Genomic DNA, 24,724 nt, shown 5'->3' on the forward strand with positions numbered 1-24,724 from the left:
AATCCGCCCGCGCACAATCTGTGATCGTGCGGTGACCCTACCGCGTTCCAGCAGTGATGTCGTCCCCGAAGGGTCAATTTGTTACGTCATCCAAGATGGGCGCTCATATCGGGCAGCATCGCGAGCACCTGATCCTGCCAGTAATGCCAGTTGTGGACCCCGACCGCCGGGTAGTTGTAGACCGCGTTCCCGCCGCCGAGGCTGTCCAGCCTGGCCTGGAACGCGCGCGTGTTGGCGAGCGCGAGCGTCTCCAATGCCATGGCGTTGCCGAGGTGATAGACGTCGATCGGCGCGTTGATCACGTCACGCGGTCCGTTCTGGCCGCTGCCCGCGGAGATCCAGAGCCGAGTTCCGTTCTGCCGCAACAATTGCGCGAACATGAACGGGTCGTGGCGCAGCCAGCGTGGGTCCCACGGCGGGCCCCACATGGCGTCGATGTTGAAACCGCCCGCGTCGAGCAGCGCCAGCCGCAATGCCTCGCGCATGCCGGGCGCCGAAATGTTCAGATATCCCGAATACGAACCCGCGTAACGGAATTGATCGGGGTGATAGGCGGCCAGCGCGAGCGCGGCGCTGCCGCCCATGGACAGGCCGAATACGCCGTTGCCGTTCGGATTGAAACCCAGCCGGTCGCGCAGCGCCCAGCGCAGATTCTCGGTCAGGAACGTTTCCCATGCGTAGGTGACCGTCTGGCCGTTGATGTTGCTCGGCGCGATCCAGTCCGAATAGAAGCTGGACTGACCGCCGACCGGCATCACGACGTTGATGTTCCACTGCGTCAGGATCCGGGAGATGTCGGTGTCGATCTCCCAGCCGCTCAGATCGTTTCGTGCGCGCAGGCCGTCCAGTGCGTAGACGACGCGGTTGGTGTTGCCGTCCGCGGCGCGGAAGATGCGCGTCTTGATCGGTCCCATGCTGGAATCGACCCAGAAATCGAAGCCGGCCGGATTGAAACCCGCCGTGGCCGGTGCGGTCAGCCCGGCGGTAGCGGCGCCGAAAGGCACCGCGAGCGCGAGGGCGAGACCGGCGACCGAACGCCGCAACCACCGCCGCGGGGAACGCCCGCCGGCAACCCCCCGGCTCATGCCCGCACCTCGTCCGCGCTCAGCACCAGCGTGCGCGGTGCGCGCCGGTCCATGATTCGCTCACTGCGTTCGCTCAACCCGTCAACTCGCATCGACCAGACCTTTCGCCCGCGCGGTCTCCGTCGACCGCAACCGTCGTGCATGAGGATCGCCACTGACGCCGAGAACCGGACTAGCACGGGTTTCGGCGGTACTGCTGTTCCTGAGCGGTACTGCTCTTCTATATGTGCATATTCGAAGCAAACCGTCGCGAGACGCGCTCCTATATCGGATCGTGATCAAAACCGGATGGGGGCCGGTTCCACTCCCGGTGGGGCGCTTCCTTATATAGGGGGTCGATCCTCGCTGGTCCGCCAGCGATCGTTCAGCCAACGCGAAAGACCGCTCGGAGCCGTGGCGGCCCCGAGCGGTCCCTCGGTGGTTCGTCAGCCGATGTTCGCGGACAGGTCCGGAAGCATGCGGCTCGCCTCTTCGGCCCAGTTGTTCCAGGCGTGAATGCCGTAGGCCGGGAAGGAGTAGACGGCGTTGCCGCCGCCCAGCGTCGCCATGCGCACCTGGAAGGCCCTGGTGTTGGCCAGGGCGAGCGCCTCGAGCCCCATGCCGTTGAGGGTGTTGAAGCTCGGCGGGTCGGTGGCCGCGGGCAGGCCGCTCGCCGCGGCGATCCAGAGGCGGGTGCCGTTGCGAATCAGGTTGGGCGCGAACACGAACGGGTCCATCCGCAGCCACTGCGGGCCCCACGGCGGCGCCATCGAGTCGACGTTGTAGCCGCCCGCGTCGAGCATGGCGACGCGGATCGCCTCGCGCATGCCGGGCGCGGAGATGTTCAGGTAGCCGGAATAGGAACCGGCGAAGCTGAATTGGTCCGGGTGGTAGGCGGCCAGGGTCAGCGCGGCGCTGCCGCCCATCGAAAGACCGAAGATGCCGTTCCGATTCGGATTGAACCCGAGGCGGTCGCGCAGTGCCCAGCGCAGGTTGTCGGTCAGGAAGGTCTCCCACTGGTACCGGTAGCTCTTACCCGGACCGCCCGCGAGAATATTCATCGCACCCGAGCCGGAGCTGGAGCCGGAACCGGCGGGGATGCCGAGGATCTCGCTCGGCGCGTTCCAGTCCGCGTAGAAGCTGGACATGCCGCCGACCGGCATCACGACGTTGATGTTCCAGCTGGCCAGGAGCTCCGGGATGTTGGTCTCGATCTCCCAGCCGTTGAGGGTCTCGGGAGCGCGCATGCCGTCCAGGACGTAGACGACGCGATTGGTGTTGCCGTCCGCGGCGCGCAGGACGCGAGACTTGATCGGGCCCATGCCCGAGTCGACCCAGAAGTCGAAGGCCGCCGGGTTGAATCCCGCAGAGGCCGTCGCTCCGGTGCCCGCCACGGAAACTCCCAGTGGCGCCACCACCGCGAGCGTGACCGCGAGCGCCCACTTGCGCATCCGCGATCCGGACACCGATGACCGATGCGACGCCGGCCGCGGCCCGTCGGGAGCAAAGGCGCGCTTACGGGAACGGTGTTTCCAACGGACAGTTCGCATTCGATTCGACCTTTCCTCAACGACCAAAGGAGGGCAAACAGCAAGCAACTCCACCGGCCACTTCATCGGCATGTGCGGCAGGTGCCCACGTGCCTGGAAGGCACACGAGCAGACCGCCTCTTCCCGTGGCAGGCACTCCTCCGGAGAAGCACGACATGGAAAAGTTCACCCGCCCATGCTCACTGTGTATCAATCGGCAACGAATGCTTCTATGTTGCTGGAAAGTGATCCAGCCCACAAGGATTCATGGTTTCCCCGCTACCGATTCGTTGTCTACCCCGCTTGCGGATGCCCGCTCGGCACAGAAGAAAACCGCCCGGCGCGGGTTGCGCCGGGCGGTTTCGGGTCGAACCTGGAATCAGCCGATGTTGGCCGAGAGGTCCGGAATCATCCGGTAGACCTCGGACTCCCAGTTGCGCCAGTTGTGGATACCCACGGACGGGAAGCTGTAGGTGACGTTGTTGGCGCCGAGCGTCATCATCCGCACCTGGAAAGCCCTGGTGTTGACCAGCGCGAGCGCTTCCAGCGGCACGCCCTGGACGACGTCCATCGGCGAGTGCACGTCACCCGCGGCGGGCAGGCCGCTGCCCGCGGCGATCCACAGGCGGGTGTTGTTGGCCTTGAGCTGCGGCGCGAACACGAACGGGTCCATACGCAGCCACTGCGGGCCCCACGGCGGCGCCATCGCGTCGATGTTGTACCCACCGGCGCTCAGCATCGCGACGCGCAGCGCCTCACGCATGCCCGGCGCGGAGATGTTCAGGTAACCGGAGTAGGAACCGGCGAAGCTGAACTGATCCGGGTGGTAGGCCGAGAGCGTCAGCGCGGCCGAGCCGCCCATCGACAGGCCGAACACGCCGTTGCGGTTCGGGCTGAAACCGAGCCGGTCGCGCAGCGCCCAGCGCAGGTTCTGGGTCAGGAAGGTCTCCCACTTGTAGGTGCTGACCTTGCCGACGGTCTCGTTCCAGCCGGACGAGCCGGTCATCGAGGAGCCCGAGGACGAGCCGGAGGGGCCCGAGCCGGTCGGGATGCCGAGGAAGGTGCTCGGCGCGTTCCAGTCCGCGTAGAAGCTGGACGGGCCGCCGACCGGCATGACCACGTTGATGTTCCACTTTGTCAGCTCGCGGGCGACCTCGGTGTCGATCTCCCAGCCGCTCAGGTCGCCGCGGGCGCGCATTCCGTCCAGGGCGTAGACCACGCGATTGGTGTTGCCGTCGGCCGCGCGGAAGATGCGCGACTTGATCGGCCCCATGCTGGAGTCGACCCAGAAGTCGAAGCCCTCCGGGTTGAACGCCGCGGACGCGGTGGCGCCCTGGCCTGCCACCGACGCCCCGAGCGGTAGCACGACTGCCATCGACACCAAGACCGACTTCTTGAGCCATCCACCGGCTCTTCGAGCACGCAGGCGACCAGCCTGCGCGCTGCGCCCGATCACGCCTCGCATTATTTTTTTAGGCCTTTCGCTACATGCGACCGGAGACGGCCGCGCCTCGACGGAGACCGCCGGTCCCCGTCCATGTCGAGTGGACACCCCGGCGGGCGTACCGGAAGAGCCTAACCCGCCATCGATGCAAGGGCGTTATCAAAAAGAGATAAAGCGGCGTACGACACGTTTATGAGAAGTTCACCAGAAACCACTGGGCCCACGGAGGTCCATGGGCCCAGTGTGACTCCAGAGGCTCAGTTCGGCGGCTGCGGGAAGGGGTCGACCAGCCCGCAGCGCTGGATCTCGTACTTCGGCACCCGCTCGATCCGGTACTTCGCGAACGACAGCGCGTTGCGCAGGTTGTGCCGGAAACGCTCGAAGGTCAGCGGATCGCGCGAGGAGATCAGCAGCGCCTGCGTCTCGGGGCAGGACATGGCCGTGCGGGCCTGGGTAACCCACTTCTCGTCCAGGTACCAAGGCATCCACGGCTTCTTGTCGACCATGCCCGCGTCCACGACGACCCAGTCCGGATACAGGTTCTTGTCGTGGCCGATGCGGCCGTCGGCCAGCCGCTCGGTGTGCGCGGCGAGCGGATAGGCCAGGCCCATCTGGTCGATGACGCGCACGTCGAGCGGGACGTTCATGCTGGTCATGCCCAGATTCAGGAAGTACACCGTGTGGCCGGCGCCGCCATCGGGGATGGGCTGGGGCGGGGGCGCGATGTACCAGAACATGAACGAGGGCGAGTTCAGCAGCAGGCCGCCGTCGGGCGTCTCCTGGATGTTGTTCACCATGGCCCGGATGCGCGGGTAGTCGAGGTAGTCCTCGGCCCGGATCGGGTGGTCGTGGCCGGTGTTGAGCACGTAGTAGACGCGCTCGTCGACGATGCCGGACGAGCTGATCTTGGTGCCGGTCTCGATGGCCGTGGTGCCCGAGGCGAACAGCGCCCAGCCGAGCGTGCCGAGCCAGGCGATCAGGATCACCGCGAACGACCAGTTCGCCGCGCGCAGGCCGCCTTCGGGCAACCGCATCGGAAGCACCGCGACCGGGAGCAGCAGCAGGAACAGCTGCGGGAGCAGCATGCGGCCGTGCATGAAGTCGCCGCCGACGCGCAACGCGTAGATCGTCAGCAGGAAACCGCTGACCAGCACCAGGGTGACCACAGCGGCGGGTGAGCGCAGCCAAGCGCTGAACCGGCGCAGGCGTCCCTCGGTCGCGGCGGGCTTACCGCTCGCGGCGGGCGCGCCCATGGCACGGGCCGCGACGACGCCGGCGACCAGCAGCACGAGCAGCGGAATCCACAGGAGGTACGGCCCGATTAGATCCCACAGGTAGGTGAAGCCCTGGCTCCACTTCGCGCCGCCCGCGTCCTTCGCGACGGCGGTGTTCGGGTAGGGCAGACCGTAGTAGCCCATCCGCCAGATCTGGTAGCCCAGCGGCACCAGGCCCGCCACGCCGACGATGACCGCGCGCAGCACGATCGGGCGGAAGCGGGTCTCGGGCAGCGGCGCGAAGAAGATCATCAGCAGCGCGAGCGCGCCGACGAGGGTCATCTCCGGACGGATCAAAGGCGCAAGTCCGGCGAAGAACACCAGACCGAACAGCCCGGCGAGGCGCACCCGCTCGGCCTGCGCCCAGCGCAGCATCAGCCACCACAGCGCGCCGAGCCAGCAGATGACGAGTCCGCTCTCCAGACCGGAGGTGGCGTAGTCGCGGGCGGGCGGCACCGCGATGTAGACGAGCACGCCGGCGGGCAAGAGCAGCGCCGACTTGGCGCCGCCCCACAGCCGGGCCGTGCCGAGCATGGCGAACACCATCGCGGCCACCGACAGCGTCAGCGCGATGCCGAGCACCACGTACTCGAGCCGCGCCTGGGTCAGCCAGCTGAAGAACCACACGATGTAGGTCCACGCCGTGCTGGTGTTGGTCTCGACCCGCTCGTCCATGTTGAACACCGGGCCGTTGCCCGCGAGCAGGTTACGCACGGTGCGCAGCACGATGAGACCGTCATCGGCGATCCAGCGACGCTGCCATCCGCCGATCGTGAAAAGCGCCGCGGTGAGCGCGATCCCACCGACGAACGTGGCTCGGGATAGGCGCTGGAAAGACGAAGCGGACCGCGCCTGCGCGTTGGCAGTGCGTTCCGCCTCGTCTTCAGTTCGCTCCGCTCCCTCTACCAACATCTCGTCAGGTGAGATAGACAGCGACACCTACCGCTCCGATCCAGGCGATTGCGAGGAACTGGAGGACGCGATCCCCCAGCGCGATCTCTTCGGGTTCTCCGGCCTCGCCACCGTCGACGTCGACCGCGTAACGCAGGATTGCGATGGTAAACGGGATCATCGAGATCGCGAACCAGGTGGTGTCGTTGTCACGGTCCTGCTCGAAGGCCCACAGCCCGTAGAAGACCACGACCGCGGTGGCCGCCAGCGTCCAGATGAAGCGCAGGTAGGTCGGCGTGTAGTACTCCAGCGACTTGCGGATCTTGGCGCCGGTGCCCAGCGCGATCTGCAATTCGGCGTAGCGCTTGCCCGCCGCCATGAACAGCGAGCCGAACGACATGACCAGCAGGAACCACTGCGAGAGCGGAATGGCCGCCGCCGCGCCGCCCGCGATGGCGCGCAGCAGGAAGCCGCTGGACACGATGCAGATGTCCAGCACCGCTTGGTGCTTGAGCCCGAAGCAGTAGGCCAGCTGGATGCCGATGTAGACCGCCATCACCACGGCGAGCTGCCAGGCCGCCAGGAACGAGCCGACGATCGAGCCGACCAGCAGCACCGCGGAAAGGCCGAAGGCCAGGTTCACCGGGACGATGCCCGCGGCGATGGGCCGGAACCGCTTGGTCGGGTGGGCCCGGTCGGCCTCCACGTCCAGCGCGTCGTTGACCAGGTAGATGCCCGAGGCCGCCATGCAGAACACCACGAAGGCGACACCGACGTGGGCGAGCACGTCGATCTCGGTCACCGAGCCCGCGGCGAGCGGGGCGGCGAGCACGAGGACGTTCTTGACCCACTGACGCGGCCGGACGGCCTTGATCAAACCACCCGCCAGCGTCTTGGGCGGACCCTTGACAACGGCCTCTGCCAGATCGGCGCCGGTCGGCTCTTCACTCATGTCAACCAAGGCCTTTTCTTGTGCGGTCACTGTCGAGTCTCTTTTCGGCGGCAAGCAGGGCAGCGGCGGACGCGGCGCCCAGCGCTGATCCGGCGAGCACGTCGGAGGGATAGTGCACCCCGAGTACGACTCGGGAGAGCAACATCGGCGGTACGAGCACCGCAGGCAAGGGTAGCCCGGTGAGTCTGCCGAGCAACACCGCAGCCGCGGTGGTGGAGGTGGCGTGCGAGGAGGGGAAGCTGAGCTTGCTCGGCGTCCCCACGTTGACCTGCACCGACGGGTCGTTCGGGCGCGGGCGCCGGACCACGCGCTTGATCACGATGGAGGCCGCGTGCGCGCCGACCGCGCCCACCGCGACCCCGGCCCACTGCCGCCGCCGCGGCTTGTCGACCAACCAGCCCGCCGCCGCGATGCCGATCCAGCCGAGCGCGTGCTCGCCGAAGTGCGACATCCCCCTTGCGGCCGAGACGACCGACGGATTCGCGCCGATACTCGCCTGCACGGCGTTGATGATCGCGACCTCCGGTGGCCTGGTGGCCGAATTCTGGAGGCTGGGGTTGACCGCACTCACTTATTTGCTTCCGTTCTGATCGATGCCGAAGGCGTTCTCCCAGGCCGCGGTGCTGGTGAGCCGCGGGTGCGCGGCACGGTAGCGCTGCTGCATCTCCGGGAAGCGGGCGGCGAGCTCCTTGCGCAGCCGCATGGCCTCCTTGAACAGGCCGAGGGCCTGGCGCGGATCGCGCTTGCGGTAGACGACGCCGCGGCCGTCGGCCGTGGTGACGGTGACGCCGTCGACCTGCGAGAGCAGGAACCAGCGCGCGTCCAGCGTCGGCACGTTCAGCTGCGGGATCTGGTGGTGTTCGGTGTGCGCCGGGCGGAAGTTGTGCACCACGCCCTTGACCAGCCGGACGACCTTCGCGATCGGGTTCGGCGGCTCGCCCACCGCGCCGACGCCGATGTGGCTGGCCAGCGGCAGTTCCGTGGAGGAGGGCAGGATGACCGCGTCCGGGTACTGCTTGCGCAGCTCGTGCACCGCGCCGAGCGCGCTCGGCAGCAGCTGGAACAGCCGCTCCGGGCCCGCGAGGAAGTCACGGATGGCGAGGTTCTGGATCGCCACCGTCGAGTACTCCAGGCAGAGCAGGTGCTTGAGCGTGGCCTTGACGGTGTTGACGATCATGCCGCGCCCGTCACCCGGCATGTGCAGCGAGGCGACCACCAGGCGGTTGCGCAGGTGGAAGTACGCCTGCCAGTCGATGGCGTCGTCCTTGTCGCTCCACGCCATGTGCCAGACCGCCGCGCCGGGCAGGGTGACGGTCGGGTAACCGGCGGCGCGGGCGCGCAGGCCGTATTCGACGTCGTCCCACTTCAGGAACAGGGGCAGCGGCTGGCCGATTTCCTCGGCGACCTGGCGCGGGATCACGCAGGTCCACCAGCCGTTGAAGTCCACGTCGATGCGGCGGTGCAGCAGCTTGGAATTGTCGCGATCGCGCAGCGGGTACTTGGAGAAGTCGTGGTCGTATTCGACGTTGGGCGCCGCCGTCCACATGAAGATGCTCCGGTCGACCACCTCGCCCATGGTGTGCAGGTGCGAGCGCTCCTGGAGGTTGAGCATCTGCCCGCCGACCAGCATCGGCGACTTGCTGAACCGGGAGAAGGCCAGCGCGCGCAGGATCGAATCCGGCTCGATCTCGATGTCGTCGTCCATGTAGACGATGTACTGCGCGTCGGTGGTCTTCAGCGCCTCGTACATGACCCGGCTGTAGCCGCCGGAGCCGCCGAGGTTGGGCTGGTCGTGGATGGCGAGCCGGTCGCCGAGCACGGCGGCGGCCTCCGCGAAACCGGGCTCGTCGACGACCTTCTTGGTCCCCTGGTCCGGGATGATGACGGCCTTGATCTTCTCCAGCACCAGCGGGTCGGAGCCGAGTGCGCCGAGCGTCTTCACCGCGTCGGTCGGCCGGTTGAAGGTGGGCATGCCGACCGCGATGCTGCCGTCGCCCGGCGCATCGATCGGCGCGAACCAGCCGCCGGAGAGCAGCGTGACCGCGGTGTCGGTGGTGATGTCGAACCAGATCCAGCCGCCGTCCTCGAACGGGGCGAGATCGGTCTCGAACTCCACCGTCGTCGAGTCCGCGCCGGCAGCGACGGCGAACTCGCTGCCCTGCACGTGGATTCGCGAGCCGTCGGCCTTGGAGCGGTACATGTCGACCCGGCCGTGCCCGGCCAGCTCCAGCCGCAGCACCACCGAGGTCAGCACGCTCCAGCGGCGCCAGTAGCTGGCGGGCAGCGCGTTGAAGTAGGTGCAGAACGAGACCTCGGACTCCGCGCCGATGGACAGCGAGGTACGGGTCGTCGCGTGCGCGCGCTTGGCGTTGGTCGCCGATTCCTCCAGGTAGAGGGTGCGCACGTCGAGGGGCTCACCCGGCCTGGGCAGGATGATGCGCTGCAGCAGCGATTTCGCGCGGGTCTCGGTCGTCATCTCTTCCAACATCGGTGAGGAGGTCATTCTGCACTCTCGGTGTCCGTGCGGGGCACCCGCACCCGGTCGGCGTCGACGATCAGGGCTTGGCGAGTCTCGCTCATCTACGCCTCCTGATCCACGAGCGGCGCGCCCGACTCCAGATGCGGTCGCAGCACATTCTCGAACATGCTCAGCGCGGAGCCGATGGCCATGTGCATGTCGAGGTACTGATAGGTGCCGAGGCGACCGCCGAAAAGCACCTTCGCCGACGCGGTCTCCTGCTTCGCGCGCTCGCGGTAGGCGAGCAGCTTGGCGCGGTCCTCCGGCGTGTTGATCGGGTAGTACGGCTCGTCGCCGGTCTGCGCGAAGCGGGAGTACTCGCGCATGATCACCGTCTTGTCGGTGGGGTATTCGCGCTCGGGGTGGAAGTGGCGCGGCTCGATGATGCGGGTGTACGGCACGTCCGCGTCGTTGTAGTTCATCACCGAGGTGCCCTGGTAGTCACCGGTTTCGAGCACTTCGGTCTCGAAGTCGATGGTGCGCCAGCCGAGTTCGCCCTCGCTGTAGTCGAAGTAGCGGTCCAGCGGGCCGGTGTAGACCACCGGGGCGTCCGGGTTCTGCGCGCGCAGTTCGTCGCGGACCTCGAACCAGTCGGTGTTCAACCGGACCTCGATGAGGTCGGAGGCGGCCATGTTCTCCAGCCACTTCGTGTACCCCTGCGCGGGCAGGCCCTCGAAGGTGTCGTTGAAGTAGCGGTTGTCGAAGTTGTAGCGCACCGGAAGACGGGTGATGTTGCCCGCGGGCAGTTCCTTCGGATCGGTCTGCCACTGCTTGGCGGTGTAGTCGCGGACGAACGCCTCGTAGAGCGGGCGGCCGATCAGCGAGATGGCCTTCTCCTCGAGGTTCTGCGCGTCCTTGGTCTCCACCTCGGCGGCCTGCTCGGCGATCAGCGCCTTCGCCTCGTCGGGGGTGAAGTAGCGGCCGAAGAACTGCGAGATCAGGCCGAGGCCCATCGGGAACTGGTAGGCCTGCCCCTTGTGCATCGCGAACACGCGGTGCTGGTAACCGGTGAACTCGGTGAACTGCGTAACGTAGTCCCAGACCTTCTTGTTCGAGGTGTGGAACAGGTGCGCACCGTACTTGTGGATCTCGATCCCGGTTTCCGGTTCCGGCTCCGAGTAGGCGTTGCCGCCGATGTGATAGCGGCGATCGAGCACTAGCACCCGTTTGCCGAGGACGTTGGCGGCGCGTTCGGCAATGGTCAGCCCGAAGAAGCCGGAGCCGACGACGATCAGATCGAACTGGGCGGAAGGGGTGGCGGAGTTACCGGGGGACGATGCGACGGTCACGGGAGCCCAGAGTATCGGAAGTCCGCGTGCGGTCCGGGGGGAAGGCGGCGGGGGACCCCGGCAACCGGAATTTCTCTTCCGGCCACCGCCCACGCCGAGCGGGATTCCCTCGCCTCGACGCCGATCACCGACACCGCGACGCTGTGCGTCACCGGCGGCCCCACCTTCGACGATGTCGTGACCGCCGTGCGCACACTGCTCCCGCCGGAGCAGGTCGCGGGCTACGACCGGCAGGTCGCCGACTTCCGCGCCACCCTCGCCGCCGTGCGGGTGCACCGCGACGGTCTGCCCAAGCACCCTGGCCCGGTGGGCGAGCGGCCCGAGTTCCTCGACGGCCCGATCGTCACCTATCTGGTCGACGGGCTGGACGCGATACGCAGCGGCCGCGTCCACGAGACCATGCCGCTGATCGACTTGGCCAACGCGCCGGTGCGCGCCGACGACACCTGCACCCAGATGGCCGAGCTGACCATCGCCAGCTTGGTCGAACGCACCAGGGCCTACCTCGACGCCGCCGATCTGCCGCTGGACCGGCCTGCGATGCACGCCACCGCCGACGCACTCCAGTTCCTCGGCCGGAACCGGGTCGCCGAGTTGGCACTACTGCGCCGCACCGAGGAACTCGGCCCGCTGGTGCACGCCCTCGACTACGGGACGCTGACCTTCCTGACCAACCTCGGCTTCAGCCTCAACGAGGGCCGCGCGCTGAACACCGTGCCGCTCGCGGAGGTGCGCGTCGAGCACGCATTCGATCTGGCGACGCTCACCCTGGACGTCACCAGCCTGCTGCTGACCGCGGGCAATATGGCGCTCGGCTTCACCGGCGTCGGCTCGAGCGTGACGACACCGCTGTCGGTCATCCAGACGCTCGCCTTCTCGCCCGCGACCTACGGCGCGCCGATCCTCGAAGGGGTCATGCAGTCGATGTGCGCCGCCTGAGGCTCACAGCGGGCTTCCGTACGCTTCGCGGCCGATGCGAGGCGTACGGAAGGTCCGCGGTGGTTCAGGACGGGAAGCCGACGTCGAGTTCGTCGTGGGTGCGCTCGGTGTACATGCGCCAATAGTGTTCGCCCAGTTCTGCGTTGGTGATGCGCGGGAGGTCGACGCCGGGCGGTACGAGTTCCGGGTGTTCGTCGACCATGCGCTCGGCCTTGCTGTCGCCGATGAGCGCGCCGATGTTCAGCAGGCCGACGTAGACGCCGGTGCCGCGTAGTTCGGCGTGCAGCTGGCGGATGTAAGCGCGTTGCGCGGCCAGGGCGACGCCGAAGTTGGCCAAGTAGGGCAGCAGGTGTCGTTCGGAGTAGCCAGAGGAGAACAGCAGCGCGCCGTCGCCGCGCTCGATCATGGCGGGGGCCAGCGCGCGGGTCAGCAGGATCGGCGAGTGCAGCTTCAGCGTGATCGGGACGGAGAGGGCGGCCACGTCCACTTCGAGGGTGGACGGGGTGCGGGCGGAGGGATCGGCGGCCGCCCCGTGCATCGCGACATCGATCGGGCCGAGGGTCGCGGTGATGTCGTCGACGGCGGTTTGTAGTTGCCGCGCGTCGGTGATGTCCGCGGCGAAGGCGGCGGCCTCGATGCCCTCCGCGACGAGCCGCTCGGCGTGGCGATTCGCGCGTTCCCGGTCGCGGCCGACGACGGCGACCCGGAAGCCCTCCTTGCCGAAGCGCCGTGCGGTGCCGACGCCGAGGCCGGGTCCGTAGCCGAATATCGCGAGGGTCCTTGTCATTTCACCCATCCTGACTAAGTTGAGCAGTGGTTCAAGTTCCGAACACGAACAATAACTCGAGCCTATGCTCGAGATATTCCGAAGCGGAGATTTGTAGGATCGGCCGGTGCCCGAGGACAAGCCGCTACGCAGCGACGCGCGCCGCAACCGGGACGCGCTGGTGACGGCGGCGCGGCAAGTGTTCACCGAGCGCGGACTCGACGCACCGCTCAAGGAGGTCGCCGCCCGGGCCGGGGTCGCGATCGGCACCCTCTACAACCGCTTCCCCACCCGCGACGACCTCATCGCCGCCGCCGTCGAGGACCGGCTCGAAGCGGGCAGCCGCATCGCCGAACAGGCGCGCGAAATAGACGACCCCTGGGACTCTTTCGCCTATCTGGTCGAAAAGGTTTGCGAACTCCAGGCTTCCGACCGGCTGCTCAGCGACCTCGCCCTGCGGGCCGCCCCGAGCCCCGCCGTCGCCCGCGCCCAGGAGTACGGCCACGGCCTGATGCGCGAAATCATCACGCGCGCACAGCGAGCGGGCGTCCTGCGCACCGACTGGGTACTCGAGGACATCGCCTTCATCACCTGGTCGCACACCCGCGTCCTGGAAGCCACCGCCCACATCGCCCCCGAAGCCTGGCGCCGCAACCTCGCCCTCACCCTCGACGGCCTCCGCGCCCCCGCGGCCCACCCCCTCCCGGCCCCGCCGCTCACCGAAGCCGAACTGATGCAAGCCCTTCGGAAGTAGCGTCGGCCACCCTCCACACCTCGGCAACACAAGTCGCGGATTGCTACTCCGGGCAGCCGGTCGTAGCGCTCAGTAGTACGGGTACGGCGGGTGGCCGTAGGGCGGGACGGGCGGATACGGGGGCGGGTAGGCGGATCGACGGCGGGCGGCGATCCATCGGCCCGTGGGGCCGGCGACCGTGAGGCCGAAGATGGTGGCGGAGAGGACGAGTGGCAGTCCGCCCGCGGGGCCGCCGATGGCGACCAGGACGAGTGCGCCGAGCAGGGCGATCGAGGACAGGCCGATGATGATGACGTGTCCCGCCGTCTGGCGCATGAACAGTAGCAGCGCGCCGAGCAGCCAGAGCATCGCGATCAGCGCGCCGACCCCGATGCCGATGAAGGCGGCGGGCTCCACTTCGTTGTCCGGGTCGAGCGCTTCGACGAGGCCGATGCACACGCCGACGGAGCCGAGCAAGCCGACGAGTGTCGACAGCACCGCGGCGGTGATGGCCGTCGCGCCGCTCGGCGCGGGCTGCGCCGGTGGATAGCCATAGCCAGGCGGCCCGTACGGATAGCTCATGGAACTCCCCCTTCGATGCATCGAAACGGTACCGCGTCCCGCCGACAGGATCGCTGGACGACCCGATCCGCTCGTGGTCAGTAGTGCGGATACTGCGGCGGGGCGTAGGGATTCGGCGGGTGGCCGTACGGGTACGGCGGCTGGCCGTACATCGGCGGGGCGGTCGGGGTGCGGCCCGCGGCGATCCAGCGGGCGGTGGGGCCGACGGCGGCGAGGATTCCGATGAGCAGCGGCAGGCTGACGCCGAGCGCCAAACCGACTGTGGCAGCCCCGGATTCGCTCATCATGCCCGCGTCGGCGATGACACCGACGCTGACGAAGCCTTGGATCACCGCGAGGGTGCAGGCCACCACGATGAGGGTGCGCCCCGCGCTCTTGCGTGCCAGCAGCAGGATGCCGCCGAGCAGGAGCATGGCCGCGATGGCCGCCGAGGTCGCGACCATGGCGTAGAGCTCGGATTCGGTGGGGCCGGTGGCCGAGCTGCCGATCGCACGGCGCGCGTCCGCGAGCCGTTGCAGCGCGAGGAAACCGCCGAGGGCGGTGAAGCCTTTGTACGCGCCCGCGAGCAGGGCGAGCACCCCCGCCATGATCGCGGTACCTCCGCTGGGCGGCGGCGGGGCGTACCCATACGGCGGATACGCCGGATAACCCGGTCCTGGATACATGTCGAAACCCCCCTCGTAGCCGCGCCGTGAACTCTACCGCGCCGCTCGACGGCGAATCAGCCGTCGCCACTTGGCCGTCGGGCGCGAGTCGGCGTCCGGCACCGGCCCACCTGCCGTGGGGCTCGCCACCACCTCGTCGATCGGGGTGCCGCCGCCCGGCGGCGGTGTGCTCGGCGAAGGCGCGGCCGACGGAGTCGCCGACACGGCAAGAATCACGATGACCGCGGGCAGCACCGAACCCGTGAGGTTCACCAGCCAATCGCCGTGCACCATGGCCGTCACCGAGCCGACCAGACCCGCGGTCGACGTGGCGATGTCCACCGCGAGACCGCCTTCCTCGGACCAGTGGATGCCGTACTCGGACCGATAGCCGAGCAGCGCGGCGAACAGTCCGGCGACACCGACGACCGTCCAGACACCGGCCGCGACGAGGACCGTGAAGCGCCCGTCCTCGTCACCTCGGACGGTCAGCACCGCACCGTAGCCGAGCGCGCACACCAGCAGCAGCGTGCCGAGCGCGGTCGAGACCGCGAGCGAATCGTCGTATCGCCCGGGATCGGGAAAGAAGCCGAAAGCCAGCACGAGCAGCCCGACCAGGTTCGCGGCCGCGCCGATGGCCGCGAACAGCGCCACCGCGGTCGCGAGCGCTCCCACGGGCTCGGCCCGCCGCACGCCCGGACTCTCCTGGCTGTAGAGCATCTGTCTCGTCCCTCCGAATTCGCCGGTCGAACACATAAAGTATGCGCACGAACTACCCCGCGCGCGGTGATCGCTCAGCGCGGCGATCGACCCGCCGCGATCCACTCCCCCTGGCACCGAGCGCGGCCGACATCCCGATCCCGGCGCGTCATCCCTGCCGCTTGGAGCGAACCGATGATCATGCACGAGAAAGCGCCCGCACGCGAATCCGCGTGCGGGCGCTCGGTTTTCACTCGCCCTGCCGTGATCCCCGCGCCGTGGGGGAGCAAGGCGGCGTCCGCCTCAGCGCAGGTTGGCCTCCGCGTAGACCCTCATCGCGTCGCGCACGAAGGCGGCGGTGCCCTCGCCGTGCACGTCGTAGTTGGCCGCGAATCGCGAGTCGGCGACGTACATCTCGCCGAGCCCGATGAACGCGTCGGCCGTCACCGGACGGCCACCCCAGCCGTCGCCGACCCAGGCGTGGTGCCGGGCGGTGATGGCCTGGACCTCGTCGCCGTCCACCGGAAGGCCCGCGGCGTGCGCGCGGCCGAAGTCGGCGGCGATATCCAGGAGGGTCTGCTGGAAGTCGTTCTTCTGCTGATCGCTCAGCGAACTCCACCAGCGGTCACTGCTCTCGTAGGCCTCCTTGCCCCAGCGTTCGATCACCTCGTCCTTGTACTGCGTGTGGTCGAACCCGTCGAAAACCTCTGCTGCCACGAGTTGTTCACCTCTTTCCGTCTTCTGCAGCGTGGTGTGCACCGATTCGATCTGGCGTCGGATCCGATCCTGTTCCTGCCGAAGCAGATCCAGGTGCGTACGCAGCGCGGCGGCGGTGTCCTGTTCACCCGCGAGCACTTCGGCGATGACCGGCAGGCCGAGGCCGAGTTCCCGCAGCAGCAGGATGCGTTGCAGCCGCACGAGGGAGTCCTGGTCGTAGTAGCGGTACCCGTTGGCGCCGATCCGGCTGGGCGGCAACAGCCCGAGCTGCCCGTAGTGGCGCAGCGTGCGGCTGGTGGTACCGGCCGCCTTGGCCAGATCCTGAATGGACCATTCGCCCGCCCGGGTGCCCGCGGTCACGACCTGGGACTCCTTCCTTTTCTCGTCGGTGAGACCAGTCTGCAAGTTGACGTTACGTCAAGGTCAACCCGCCTTTCTCAGCTCTTCGCTCCCACCAGAATGCGCGACTCGCCGGTCGTCCGCCCGTCCTTTTCGGAGCCCTCGACGGTCACGACATAGCCGACCGTCTCAGCACCGCCGGCCTCGCCCACCGGGGCCGGCTCGGCAGCCGCGCCGAGCTCGGCGGCAACATCGGTCCTGCCGACCTGCGCCGCACCGCCCAACTCAGCGGTCCGGCCGATTCGAACCCGCGCGGTGGTCTGCCCGAGCAACGTCCCGCCCAGCGCGATCACCATGCCGAGGATCTGCAATCCGGTGAGCGCCTGCCCGAGCGCGACCCACCCGATGACCGCCGCCGATACCGGGCTGAGCAGTCCGAGGAACGCGACCGACGTGGCGGGCACCTTCGCGATGCCGCGGAACCACAGCCAGTAGGCGGCCGCGGTGCCGATCACGCCCAGGTAGAGGTAGCCGCCTACGGCGCGGCCGTCCATGGCGGGCGGCGCGCCCTCGATCAGCGCGGCGAGCGGGAGGATGAACAGGCCGCCCGCGGTGAGCTGCCAGCCCGTCATGGCCAGCGGGCCGACACCCTCGGGCCGCCCCCACCGCTTGGTCAGCACGGTGCCGAGCGCCATCGAGGCCGCGCCGACGAGTCCGGCGATCACTCCGACGGTGTCGAGCTGAGCGGTCGCGCGCAGCACCACGAGCGCGACACCGAACACGCCGATCACACCGGCGAGAACCTTACGGCCGGTTGGCCTTTCGTTCAGCACCCCGGTGGCGAAGACCAGCGCGAACATCGGCGCGACCGCGCCCAGCACACCGGCGACGCCGCCCGGCAGCCGATAGGCGGCGAGGAACAGCAGCGGGAAGAACGCGCCGATGTTGAGCACGCCGAGCGCGGCGGCGCGGCTCACCCACATTCCCCTCGGCAGTGTGCGGGTGAGCGCTAGCAGCACGAGCCCGGCGGGCAGCGCGCGCATCAGCGCGGTGAAGAGCGGACGGTCCGGCGGCAGGAACTCGGTGGTGACGGCGTAGGTGGAGCCCCAGACGATCGGGGTGAGGGCGGTGAGCGCGAGGGTGCCCGCGTAGGGGTTCCGCGCCGCGGTGGTGATGGACATGTCGGTCGCTCCTCATTGATAATCTCAACGTTGAAATATCTACTCCGCTTGGCGTCTCATCGTCAAGTAGATGAACATTGAGATTCTTAGGACAGAGAGGAGTCGCGATGGGCGACGCAGTCGACCTGATCACCGCGCACTGGCACCGCGAGCGTCCGGACGTGGACGTCTCGCCGATGCACATCGTTGGCCGAATCACCCGCCTGTCCCGGGTCCTCGAGCAGGACCTCAAGCGCTTCTTCGCCGGTCACGGCCTGGAATTCTGGGAGTTCGACGTGCTCGCGACGCTGCGCCGCTCCGGCGGCGCGGAGGGGCTCACCGCCGGCGCGCTGAACCGTGCCGCGATGGTCACCTCGGGCGCGATCACCAACCGCATCGACCGGCTGGCGGCCAAGGGCCTCGTCGAACGGATGCCGTGCCCCGAGGACCGGCGCTCCGTCCGGGTTCGCCTCACCGCCGAGGGCAGGAAATTGGTCGACGAACTGCTGCCGCTGCACATCGCCAACGAACAACGCCTGCTCGACGCCTTGGACGCTCAGGCTCGCGACCAGCTGACCGCCCTGCTGCGCCGCTTGGCCGAGTCGTTGGGCGACACCGCGCTGGACTGATCGCGCCGCGCACCCGGCAGCCGTTGCACTACTGGCGCTGGGTCACAGCCGAAACCAGTGCGACCAGCCCGCGTGTGGACGCCGCGTCCGGCAGCTCACGGCGGCCGGAAGACTCTGCGACACAGACGCGCGCCCGATCAGCGGTCGCCGAACACCTCCCCGAGGGACGGCACCACAAGCCCCGCGCTCGGCGCCTGACCCGACTCCGGCGTCCCCGACCCGGCGGGCATCTCCGCACCTGGCGACGCCAACTCGGGCAACGCACCGCCACCCGACGGCACGACCCCTGGCTCCGGCCGGGGCGTCGGCGTGGACGCGGTGGTCGGCGCGAACGTCCCGCCGGGCAGCGCCGCCGAATCCGCTGGCAGCCCTTCGTGAATCGCCGGATCGGGCACCAACTGCATGAGCGTCGTGAAGTCCACCACCTGCGCACCGAGCGTCGGCGTCGCGATGATGACGCCGTTGGTGAACAGCCGGTAGGTGCCCGCGCGCTGCGGCAGCAGCATCTCCGGTCCGAGCGGCGCACCGAGCGAACCCGTCTCACCGCCGACGCGCTGGTACTCGAGCTCGATCGCCGACGGCGTCGAGGCGGCCCTGGTGCGCGGGTCGGTCCGCGGATCCGTCGGCGGACGGCCGACGGCGAGTTCCGCGGGCGTCGGGCCCACCTCGAAGGCGTAGATGTCGGCGGGTTCGCCACCGTCCGGCGCGGCGGAATACTCCGAGCGCAGGATGCGGCCGTCGCGCAGCAGAACGGTGCCCGCGGTGGACGCGATGGCCGCGGCGGTGCGCGGATCCTCTTTGGCCGTGCCGGGATACACCTGACAGTCGGTGGTGTCGCAGGTTTGCGCGTACGGATACCTGTGCTCGGCGAGCGCGTAGGAGCGGGCCGCGATGGCCTGCGCGCGCAGTGCCTCGCCCGCGCCCTTGTCGACCCAGTTCGCCTGGACCTCGGCCGGGACGACGCCGAGCAGATAGTCCTCCACGTCGACGCGGTTGATCGTGCGCGCTTGCCCGTTCTCGGTGGCGACGCCGAGCGAGCCGCGATAGGCCGTGCCGCCGCAGAGCGTGAGATGTTCGGCCGCGGGCCGGTTCGGTTTGGGATCGAGGGGATAGATCCACGGATCGGAAGTGGCTGTCTGCCAGACGACTTCGCCATCGCATCCGACGGTGACCACAACGTTCGCGCCGCCGTCCGGCAGCGGGGTGAGATGGGCGACCTGGCCCGCCGCCACTTCGCGGCCCGCCACCCGGAATCCGGCCTCGGCGTAGGCGTCGAGGGTGGAATCGTCCTGTTCCATGAGCCGCACCGCCAGATTGGTCGGCGGGATGGTCCCGAGTGTCGCGCCCGGGTAGTAGTGCTCGAGTATTCGTTCGGCGAGCCAGCCCTGCTTGGCGCTGTCGAAGGCGCCGACCTGGCTCATCCCCCGGCCGTGGCCGGGACCGGCGAGTGGTCTGACGGGCGTGTCGCCGGGCCAGCTCCACATCGCGAGGGCAGTTCCCGCCACAACCGCGGCACACCCGGTGACGAGCACCGACCGCGGCGAGATCGGGGCGGGCCGAATTCTTCGTCGCATTCGTCTCTCCCACCGTTTTCCGGGACCGGATCGGTTTCGATACCTGTCGGCATGTCGTGCCATCCGGTCGCATTTCGAGAGCTACATTCGAGCAATCACGTGTTCTAATCCTCAACAAGAGGTTTAGATATGTGACAGATGTGAACTAGTGTGATCGTTGATGCATCAGGAAGCAAGCCTTGTTTTCCGCACCTGATCACCGGTTCGACCTGATTGGAGATGCTCGTGCCGTACCGCAAACCGAAGCGTTCCTACGTGCTCCCGATGGTGACCACACTTGCGGTAGCGGCCCCGCTCGCGACGCTCGCACAGGGCGATTCGACCGACTACCGCACGGCCAACGACGCCGAGCTGGCCGCGGTGCCCGCGCAATTGGCGGAAGTGATGCTCACCCAGGCGCCCGACATCACCCTCCCGCTGCGCGAACTGACCGGCCTCGAACTCCCCGACCTGCGACTATCCGATTTACGGATGCTGCCGATCCCGTCCGCCATTCCGATACCGGAGGGCCTCCCGGTGCCGCCGGGCGTGCAGCTGCCGAAGGAGATCCCGCTCCCCCGCCTGAATCAGGGCTCGCCCGAGGTACCGAAGCCCGTGCCTCCCGCGTTCACCGCGCCGACCACCAATCCCGTCGTCCCCGGTCAGTCCGCGCAGACGCAATCCCTCCCGGCACAAGCCCAGCCCACCGCGCCCCTGCCAGGTCGAACCGCCCAACCGCCCGCGCAGCCGATCCCCGGTCAGACGGTCGAGACACCGGCGCAGCCCATCCCCGCCCAGCCCGTCCCGGGCCAAACGGTCCAACCGCCCGCGCAGCCCAACCCCGGCCAATCCGTCCCCGCGCCCGCGACGCCCAGCCCGGTACCGCAGCCCGGCGTGAAGTTCATCGCCGACCCGGCCGACCTGCCGGAAGGCACCACCCCCGACACACCCGCACTTGCGCCCGGCGCACTTCCGCCCGAGCTGCTCGACCAGGTGGGCGCGCAGGTGAAGGAGTTGTCCAGGGACACACCGTTCAGCGTCGTCGCGCTCACCGCGCGCGATCTGGCGAACACCAGGGCGATGGTCCGCGCGCGCCAGCCCAACGGGACATGGGGGCCTTGGTACGAGTCCGAACCCATCGACACCCGCCGCAACGACCGCGCACCGGCCGACGGCACCGCGGGCACCGAGCCGATCTACGTCGGTAACACCACCGCGGTCCAGATCCTGGTCACCCGCAAACCCGCTGCTACGGCACCGCAAACTTCTGGTGCGGCACCGAGTTCCGGTCCCCTGCAACCGGTCCCGGCCGCAGCCCCGCGCGACAACGATCCTGCGCAGTTCGCGCCGCCGTCGCTCACCGCGGTCCTGATCGATCCCGGTCGCGGCGCCATCGACGGCGCGCTCAACAACGTCGCCTCCCCGCTGCCGGGCGGCGGGCCGAACGTGATCACCCGATCCCAGTGGGGCGCGGACGAATCCATCCGCTGCGACGAACCCACCTACGACGACGGACTCGGCGGCGTCACCGTGCACCACACCGCTGGCCGCAACGACTACAGCAAGGCCGAATCGGCGGGCATCGTCCGCGCGATCTACACCTATCACGCGCAGACGCTGGGCTGGTGCGACATCGGCTACAACGCCCTCGTCGACAAGTACGGCCAGATCTTCGAAGGCCGCTACGGCGGGTTGGATCGCCCGGTGCAGGGCGCGCACGCGGGCGGGTTCAACGAGAACACCTCCGGTGTGGCGTTCATGGGCAATCACGAGTCGGAGATTCCGTCCGAACAAGCGGTGAACGCCGTCGGCAACTTCGTCGGCTGGCGGGCGCGGGTCGCCGGCCTCGACCCCAAGGGCCAGACCACGATGTACTCCGAGGGCACCGAGTACACCCCGTACGCGCAGGGCGAGGCCGTGCGCCTGCCGATCGTGTTCGCGCATCGCGACGTCGGCAACACCACCTGCCCCGGCGACGCCGCCTACGAGTTGATGGACCGGATCCGCGACATCGCCGCGGGCGTCGCGGGCGCCGCGCCCACGCCGCAGGGTCGGCCGAGTCCGCAAGCGCCGCAGCGCACCGAGTCCGATCTCGCGACGCTCGCCGCGCTGACGGCCAAGCTGCTGACCATGGTGAACGAGAACATCATCGCCAAGCACTACTCGGCCAAGGGCGGTCCCGACGGCCCGCTCGGCCAGGCGCTGTCCGAGCCGATGCCCGCCGCGCAGGGCCAGCAGTACGCCCGCTTCGCCAACGGCTACGTCTACACCGCGCCGGACGGCCGGGTCGTCGAGGTGATGGGCGCGATCCTGGATCGCTTCCTGCAACTCGGCGCCGACTCGGGCATCCTCGGCCTGCCGCTCACCGACGCCTACCCGGTGCCGGACGGTCTGCGCTCGGACTTCCAGTACGGCTCACTGATCCTGAACCAGCTCACCGGCATCGTCACGACGGTGTGGAAGACCTACAACGAGACCTACCAGCAGGAGATGCGCCGCAACGAGGGCGCCGAAGTCGCCGCCCCGCTGCCTGCCGCACCGGCCGCCGGGCCCGTCCCCGCATCGGCCGCCGCTCCTGCCCCCGCCCCTGCGGAGGTGCTCGCTCCGGCCCCCGCCGCTGCTCCGGCCCCCGCACCGGCGAGCGCTCCCGCACCAGCGCTCGCCCCGGCACCGGCGGAGGCGCCTGCTCCGACACCAGCCGCGCTGCCCGCACCCGCTCCCGCCACGCAGGATCCCGCGGGCACGATGGCTCCCGAATCAGCCGGGCAGTAGCCCCGGCGAGCGCAGCACCGACAGGGCCGTAGCCATCCGCGGGTTCGACGCCGCGCATCGCGTTCAGACGGCCGCAGCGGCTCCGGCACCGGCTCGCACCGGCTCCGGAAACCAATAGCCGCAACTGGCACCGCTTCCCCATCGGCAGCGGCATCACCGGCTCTGGCGGTCGCGGGAGCTACGGCGCAGTTCAGGCTGCGGCTGTACCAAGCCGAAACCCGCTCAGACCCACCAACGTTCGAGCACTTGCGCCACGCCGTCCTCGGCGTTGGTCGCGGTCACCTCGTCGGCCGCGGCCAACGCCTCCGGGTGCGCGTTGGCCATGGCGACGCCGTGCCCGACCATGGCGAGCATCGGGACGTCGTTGGGCATGTCGCCGAAGGCGATGATCGCCGAGTGCTGCACGCCGAGCCGCTGGGCGACGGTGGCCAGCCCGGAGGCCTTGGTGACGCCGGGCGCCGACAGCTCGATCAGCCCGTGGTCGGTGGAGTAGGTGATGTCGGCACGATCGCCGATGAGCGGAGCGAGCACCGCGCGCATGTCGCCGCTGAGCGCGCCGCTCAACCGGATGAGCATCTTGATCGCGGGTGTGTCGATCACCTCGTGGCGGGCGACGGCGGTGTCGTCCGGGTTCAACCAGGCGTGCTCGTACTCCGGGGAACTGACGAACTGGGGCGTCGCCGCGTCGTGCGCGCTGGCGCCGATGCGTTCCGCGGCGAGTCCGCAGCCGGGCAGCGCTCGTTCGGCCAGATCGGCGATCCAGCTCAGCGTCTCGACGTCGAGTGCGCGGCTCGCGAGGACCCGGTCCGCGGCGCTGTCGTAGATCACCGCGCCGTTGCCGCAGACGGCCAGCGGCGCGAAGCCGAGACCCTCGACCACCGGGTCGATCCAGCGCGGCGGCCTGCCGGTGGCCAGCACGAACGGCACACCGTCGGCGATCAGCGCGGCGACCGCGGCCTTGGTGCGCGCGGTCACGCGTTCGTCGTGATCGATCAGTGTGCCGTCCACATCGGTGGCAACCATCTTCGGTTTGGGCAGGTGCAGGCGTGTCACCTCTTCCATCCTGCCGGAAAACCGTCTCGGCGCGGTCGCGGTCTACGTGGGTTGGCCGGACATGCCGAAAGATGTGTGGCACGCGCGTCGGCGGCGGCGTCCTTATGATCAGGGGCTAACACTCGAATGCCGGCCGAGCCGGCTGGAGAACCAGAGGACTGATGACCGGCTTCCTGCTACGACGCGCGCTCAATTATGTCGTGCTGTTGCTGCTGGCTTCGTTCCTGACGTTCAGCCTCGCGTCGCTGACATTTCGGCCGCTGGACAGTCTCGAACAGCGCAACCCCCGCCCGCCGCAGGCGGTGATCGATGCCAAGGCCGAGGAATTGCATCTGAACGATCCGATTCCGGAGCGCTATATCACCTGGCTGAAGGGCATCCCCAGCGGCGATTTCGGCACCACGCTCGCCGGTCAGCCGGTGAGCGAGGAATTGCCGCGCCGGGTCGCGGTGAGCCTGCGGCTGCTGATCATCGGTTCGCTGGTCGGCACGGTGCTCGGTGTGCTGATCGGCGCGGCGGGCGCGATTCGGCAATACAAATTCAGCGATTACTTCACGACGGTCGTCTCGCTGCTGATTCTCAGCACGCCGATATTCCTGCTGGCCACGCTGCTGAAATACGGCGCGCTGGAGATCAATTCGGCGACCGGATCGCAGATATTCCTCTACACCGGCGAGACCTCGGCCAGCGCGATCGAGGGCTTCTGGCCGCAGCTGGTCGACCGGCTCCAGCATCTGGTGCTGCCCACCGCGGCGCTCGCGCTCGGCGGTATGGCCGGGTACAGCCGATATCAACGCAACGCGATGCTCGACGTGCTCCAGAGCGATTTCATCCGCACCGCCCGCGCCAAGGGTCTGACCAGGAACAAGGCGCTGTACAAGCACGGCCTGCGCACCGCGCTCATCCCGATGGCCACCCTGTTCGCCTACAGCCTCGGCGGCCTGATCACCGGCGCGACGTTCACCGAGAAGATCTTCGGCTGGCACGGTGTCGGCGAGTGGCTCGTCGATTCGATCAACGCCCAGGACCTGTACGTGGTGGTGACGGTGACGGCGTTCGCCGGCCTGGTGGTGCTGGTGTCCGGCCTGCTCTCCGACATCGTCTACGCGATTCTCGATCCACGGGTGCGTGTGGGATGAACCTGCGTGACCACGGGGTTCTCATCAGGGGGAGAACG

The 24,724-nt window shown here is 68.6% G+C and carries 21 protein-coding genes; 5 read left to right on the forward strand and 16 right to left on the reverse strand.

From position 1 onward, the window contains the following. Positions 1 to 86 precede the first annotated feature (86 nt). The 8 genes from FB390_RS05130 to glf all read right to left on the reverse strand — a co-directional run bounded on the left by FB390_RS05130 (position 87) and on the right by glf (position 10,961). Positions 87 to 1,085 (reverse strand): alpha/beta hydrolase, encoded by a 999-nt coding sequence (locus tag FB390_RS05130; protein ID WP_141807910.1) that lies wholly within the window; start codon positions 1,083 to 1,085, stop codon positions 87 to 89. Between the two features lie 425 nt (positions 1,086 to 1,510). Further along, on the reverse strand, positions 1,511 to 2,515 hold the full coding sequence (locus tag FB390_RS05135; RefSeq protein ID WP_141807911.1) for an alpha/beta hydrolase: 1,005 nt from the start codon (positions 2,513 to 2,515) through the stop codon (positions 1,511 to 1,513). A gap of 457 nt (positions 2,516 to 2,972) precedes the next feature. Next, entirely contained in the window at positions 2,973 to 3,968 is a 996-nt protein-coding gene (locus FB390_RS05140) for an alpha/beta hydrolase (RefSeq protein WP_246123863.1), read from the reverse strand. Between the two features lie 326 nt (positions 3,969 to 4,294). Beyond that, positions 4,295 to 6,223: an arabinofuranosyltransferase AftB family protein gene (locus FB390_RS05145; protein WP_246123864.1), complete on the reverse strand. Its 1,929-nt coding sequence runs from the start codon at positions 6,221 to 6,223 to the stop codon at positions 4,295 to 4,297. A gap of 4 nt (positions 6,224 to 6,227) precedes the next feature. Continuing rightward, positions 6,228 to 7,154, reverse strand: coding sequence for a decaprenyl-phosphate phosphoribosyltransferase (locus tag FB390_RS05150; protein ID WP_141807913.1), 927 nt, complete (start codon positions 7,152 to 7,154; stop codon positions 6,228 to 6,230). A gap of 1 nt (position 7,155) precedes the next feature. Further along, positions 7,156 to 7,668 (reverse strand): phosphatase PAP2 family protein, encoded by a 513-nt coding sequence (locus tag FB390_RS05155; RefSeq protein ID WP_425465895.1) that lies wholly within the window; start codon positions 7,666 to 7,668, stop codon positions 7,156 to 7,158. 57 nt (positions 7,669 to 7,725) lie between these two features. Beyond that, complete coding sequence (locus tag FB390_RS05160; RefSeq protein ID WP_141807915.1) at positions 7,726 to 9,657, reverse strand: glycosyltransferase; 1,932 nt, start codon at positions 9,655 to 9,657, stop codon at positions 7,726 to 7,728. Positions 9,658 to 9,734: 77 nt separating this feature from the next. Continuing rightward, positions 9,735 to 10,961 (reverse strand): UDP-galactopyranose mutase, encoded by a 1,227-nt coding sequence (gene glf, locus FB390_RS05165; RefSeq protein ID WP_141807916.1) that lies wholly within the window; start codon positions 10,959 to 10,961, stop codon positions 9,735 to 9,737. 186 nt (positions 10,962 to 11,147) lie between these two features. Here glf and FB390_RS05170 point away from each other — a divergent pair, with 186 nt between their 5' ends. Further along, the gene (locus tag FB390_RS05170; protein ID WP_141807917.1) at positions 11,148 to 11,900 is read left to right on the forward strand and encodes a hypothetical protein; all 753 of its coding nucleotides are present in this window, start codon (positions 11,148 to 11,150) and stop codon (positions 11,898 to 11,900) included. Positions 11,901 to 11,964: 64 nt separating this feature from the next. Here the strand turns inward: FB390_RS05170 and FB390_RS05175 are convergent, their stop codons facing one another. After that, positions 11,965 to 12,687, reverse strand: a complete 723-nt coding sequence (locus FB390_RS05175; protein WP_185756946.1) for an SDR family NAD(P)-dependent oxidoreductase — start codon at positions 12,685 to 12,687, stop codon at positions 11,965 to 11,967. 106 nt (positions 12,688 to 12,793) lie between these two features. On the opposite strand from FB390_RS05175, the gene FB390_RS05180 reads away from it, so the two are divergent. Next, positions 12,794 to 13,420, forward strand: coding sequence for a TetR/AcrR family transcriptional regulator (locus FB390_RS05180; protein ID WP_141807919.1), 627 nt, complete (start codon positions 12,794 to 12,796; stop codon positions 13,418 to 13,420). Between the two features lie 69 nt (positions 13,421 to 13,489). On the opposite strand, the gene FB390_RS05185 is transcribed toward FB390_RS05180, so the two are convergent. From FB390_RS05185 to FB390_RS05205, 5 genes are all read right to left on the reverse strand, one after another. After that, entirely contained in the window at positions 13,490 to 13,981 is a 492-nt protein-coding gene (locus FB390_RS05185) for a hypothetical protein (protein WP_141807920.1), read from the reverse strand. Positions 13,982 to 14,058: 77 nt separating this feature from the next. Then, the gene (locus FB390_RS05190) at positions 14,059 to 14,646 is read right to left on the reverse strand and encodes a hypothetical protein (RefSeq protein ID WP_141807921.1); all 588 of its coding nucleotides are present in this window, start codon (positions 14,644 to 14,646) and stop codon (positions 14,059 to 14,061) included. A 33-nt stretch (positions 14,647 to 14,679) separates the two neighbouring features. After that, a complete protein-coding gene (locus FB390_RS05195) occupies positions 14,680 to 15,345 on the reverse strand; it encodes a hypothetical protein (RefSeq protein WP_141807922.1) in 666 nt (221 codons plus the stop codon). Positions 15,346 to 15,627: 282 nt separating this feature from the next. Beyond that, positions 15,628 to 16,401 carry a MerR family transcriptional regulator gene (locus tag FB390_RS05200; RefSeq protein ID WP_141807923.1) on the reverse strand — a complete coding sequence of 258 codons (774 nt, stop codon included), beginning with the start codon at positions 16,399 to 16,401 and terminating at the stop codon, positions 15,628 to 15,630. A gap of 77 nt (positions 16,402 to 16,478) precedes the next feature. Continuing rightward, the gene (locus FB390_RS05205) at positions 16,479 to 17,561 is read right to left on the reverse strand and encodes a DMT family transporter (protein WP_141807924.1); all 1,083 of its coding nucleotides are present in this window, start codon (positions 17,559 to 17,561) and stop codon (positions 16,479 to 16,481) included. A gap of 107 nt (positions 17,562 to 17,668) precedes the next feature. Between FB390_RS05205 and FB390_RS05210 the strand changes: the two genes are divergently transcribed. Further along, positions 17,669 to 18,169, forward strand: coding sequence for a MarR family winged helix-turn-helix transcriptional regulator (locus tag FB390_RS05210; RefSeq protein WP_141807925.1), 501 nt, complete (start codon positions 17,669 to 17,671; stop codon positions 18,167 to 18,169). A gap of 137 nt (positions 18,170 to 18,306) precedes the next feature. Here the strand turns inward: FB390_RS05210 and FB390_RS05215 are convergent, their stop codons facing one another. Continuing rightward, the gene (locus FB390_RS05215; protein WP_246123865.1) at positions 18,307 to 19,590 is read right to left on the reverse strand and encodes a SpoIID/LytB domain-containing protein; all 1,284 of its coding nucleotides are present in this window, start codon (positions 19,588 to 19,590) and stop codon (positions 18,307 to 18,309) included. 417 nt (positions 19,591 to 20,007) lie between these two features. Between FB390_RS05215 and FB390_RS05220 the strand changes: the two genes are divergently transcribed. After that, positions 20,008 to 22,494 carry an N-acetylmuramoyl-L-alanine amidase gene (locus tag FB390_RS05220; protein WP_246123866.1) on the forward strand — a complete coding sequence of 829 codons (2,487 nt, stop codon included), beginning with the start codon at positions 20,008 to 20,010 and terminating at the stop codon, positions 22,492 to 22,494. Positions 22,495 to 22,716: 222 nt separating this feature from the next. Here the strand turns inward: FB390_RS05220 and FB390_RS05225 are convergent, their stop codons facing one another. Then, the gene (locus FB390_RS05225; protein ID WP_141807928.1) at positions 22,717 to 23,556 is read right to left on the reverse strand and encodes an HAD family hydrolase; all 840 of its coding nucleotides are present in this window, start codon (positions 23,554 to 23,556) and stop codon (positions 22,717 to 22,719) included. Between the two features lie 152 nt (positions 23,557 to 23,708). Between FB390_RS05225 and FB390_RS05230 the strand changes: the two genes are divergently transcribed. Next, the gene (locus FB390_RS05230) at positions 23,709 to 24,686 is read left to right on the forward strand and encodes an ABC transporter permease (protein ID WP_141807929.1); all 978 of its coding nucleotides are present in this window, start codon (positions 23,709 to 23,711) and stop codon (positions 24,684 to 24,686) included. Positions 24,687 to 24,724 lie beyond the last annotated feature (38 nt).

Source organism: Nocardia bhagyanarayanae, assembly GCF_006716565.1.
In the GTDB taxonomy this organism is placed as follows: domain Bacteria; phylum Actinomycetota; class Actinomycetes; order Mycobacteriales; family Mycobacteriaceae; genus Nocardia; species Nocardia bhagyanarayanae.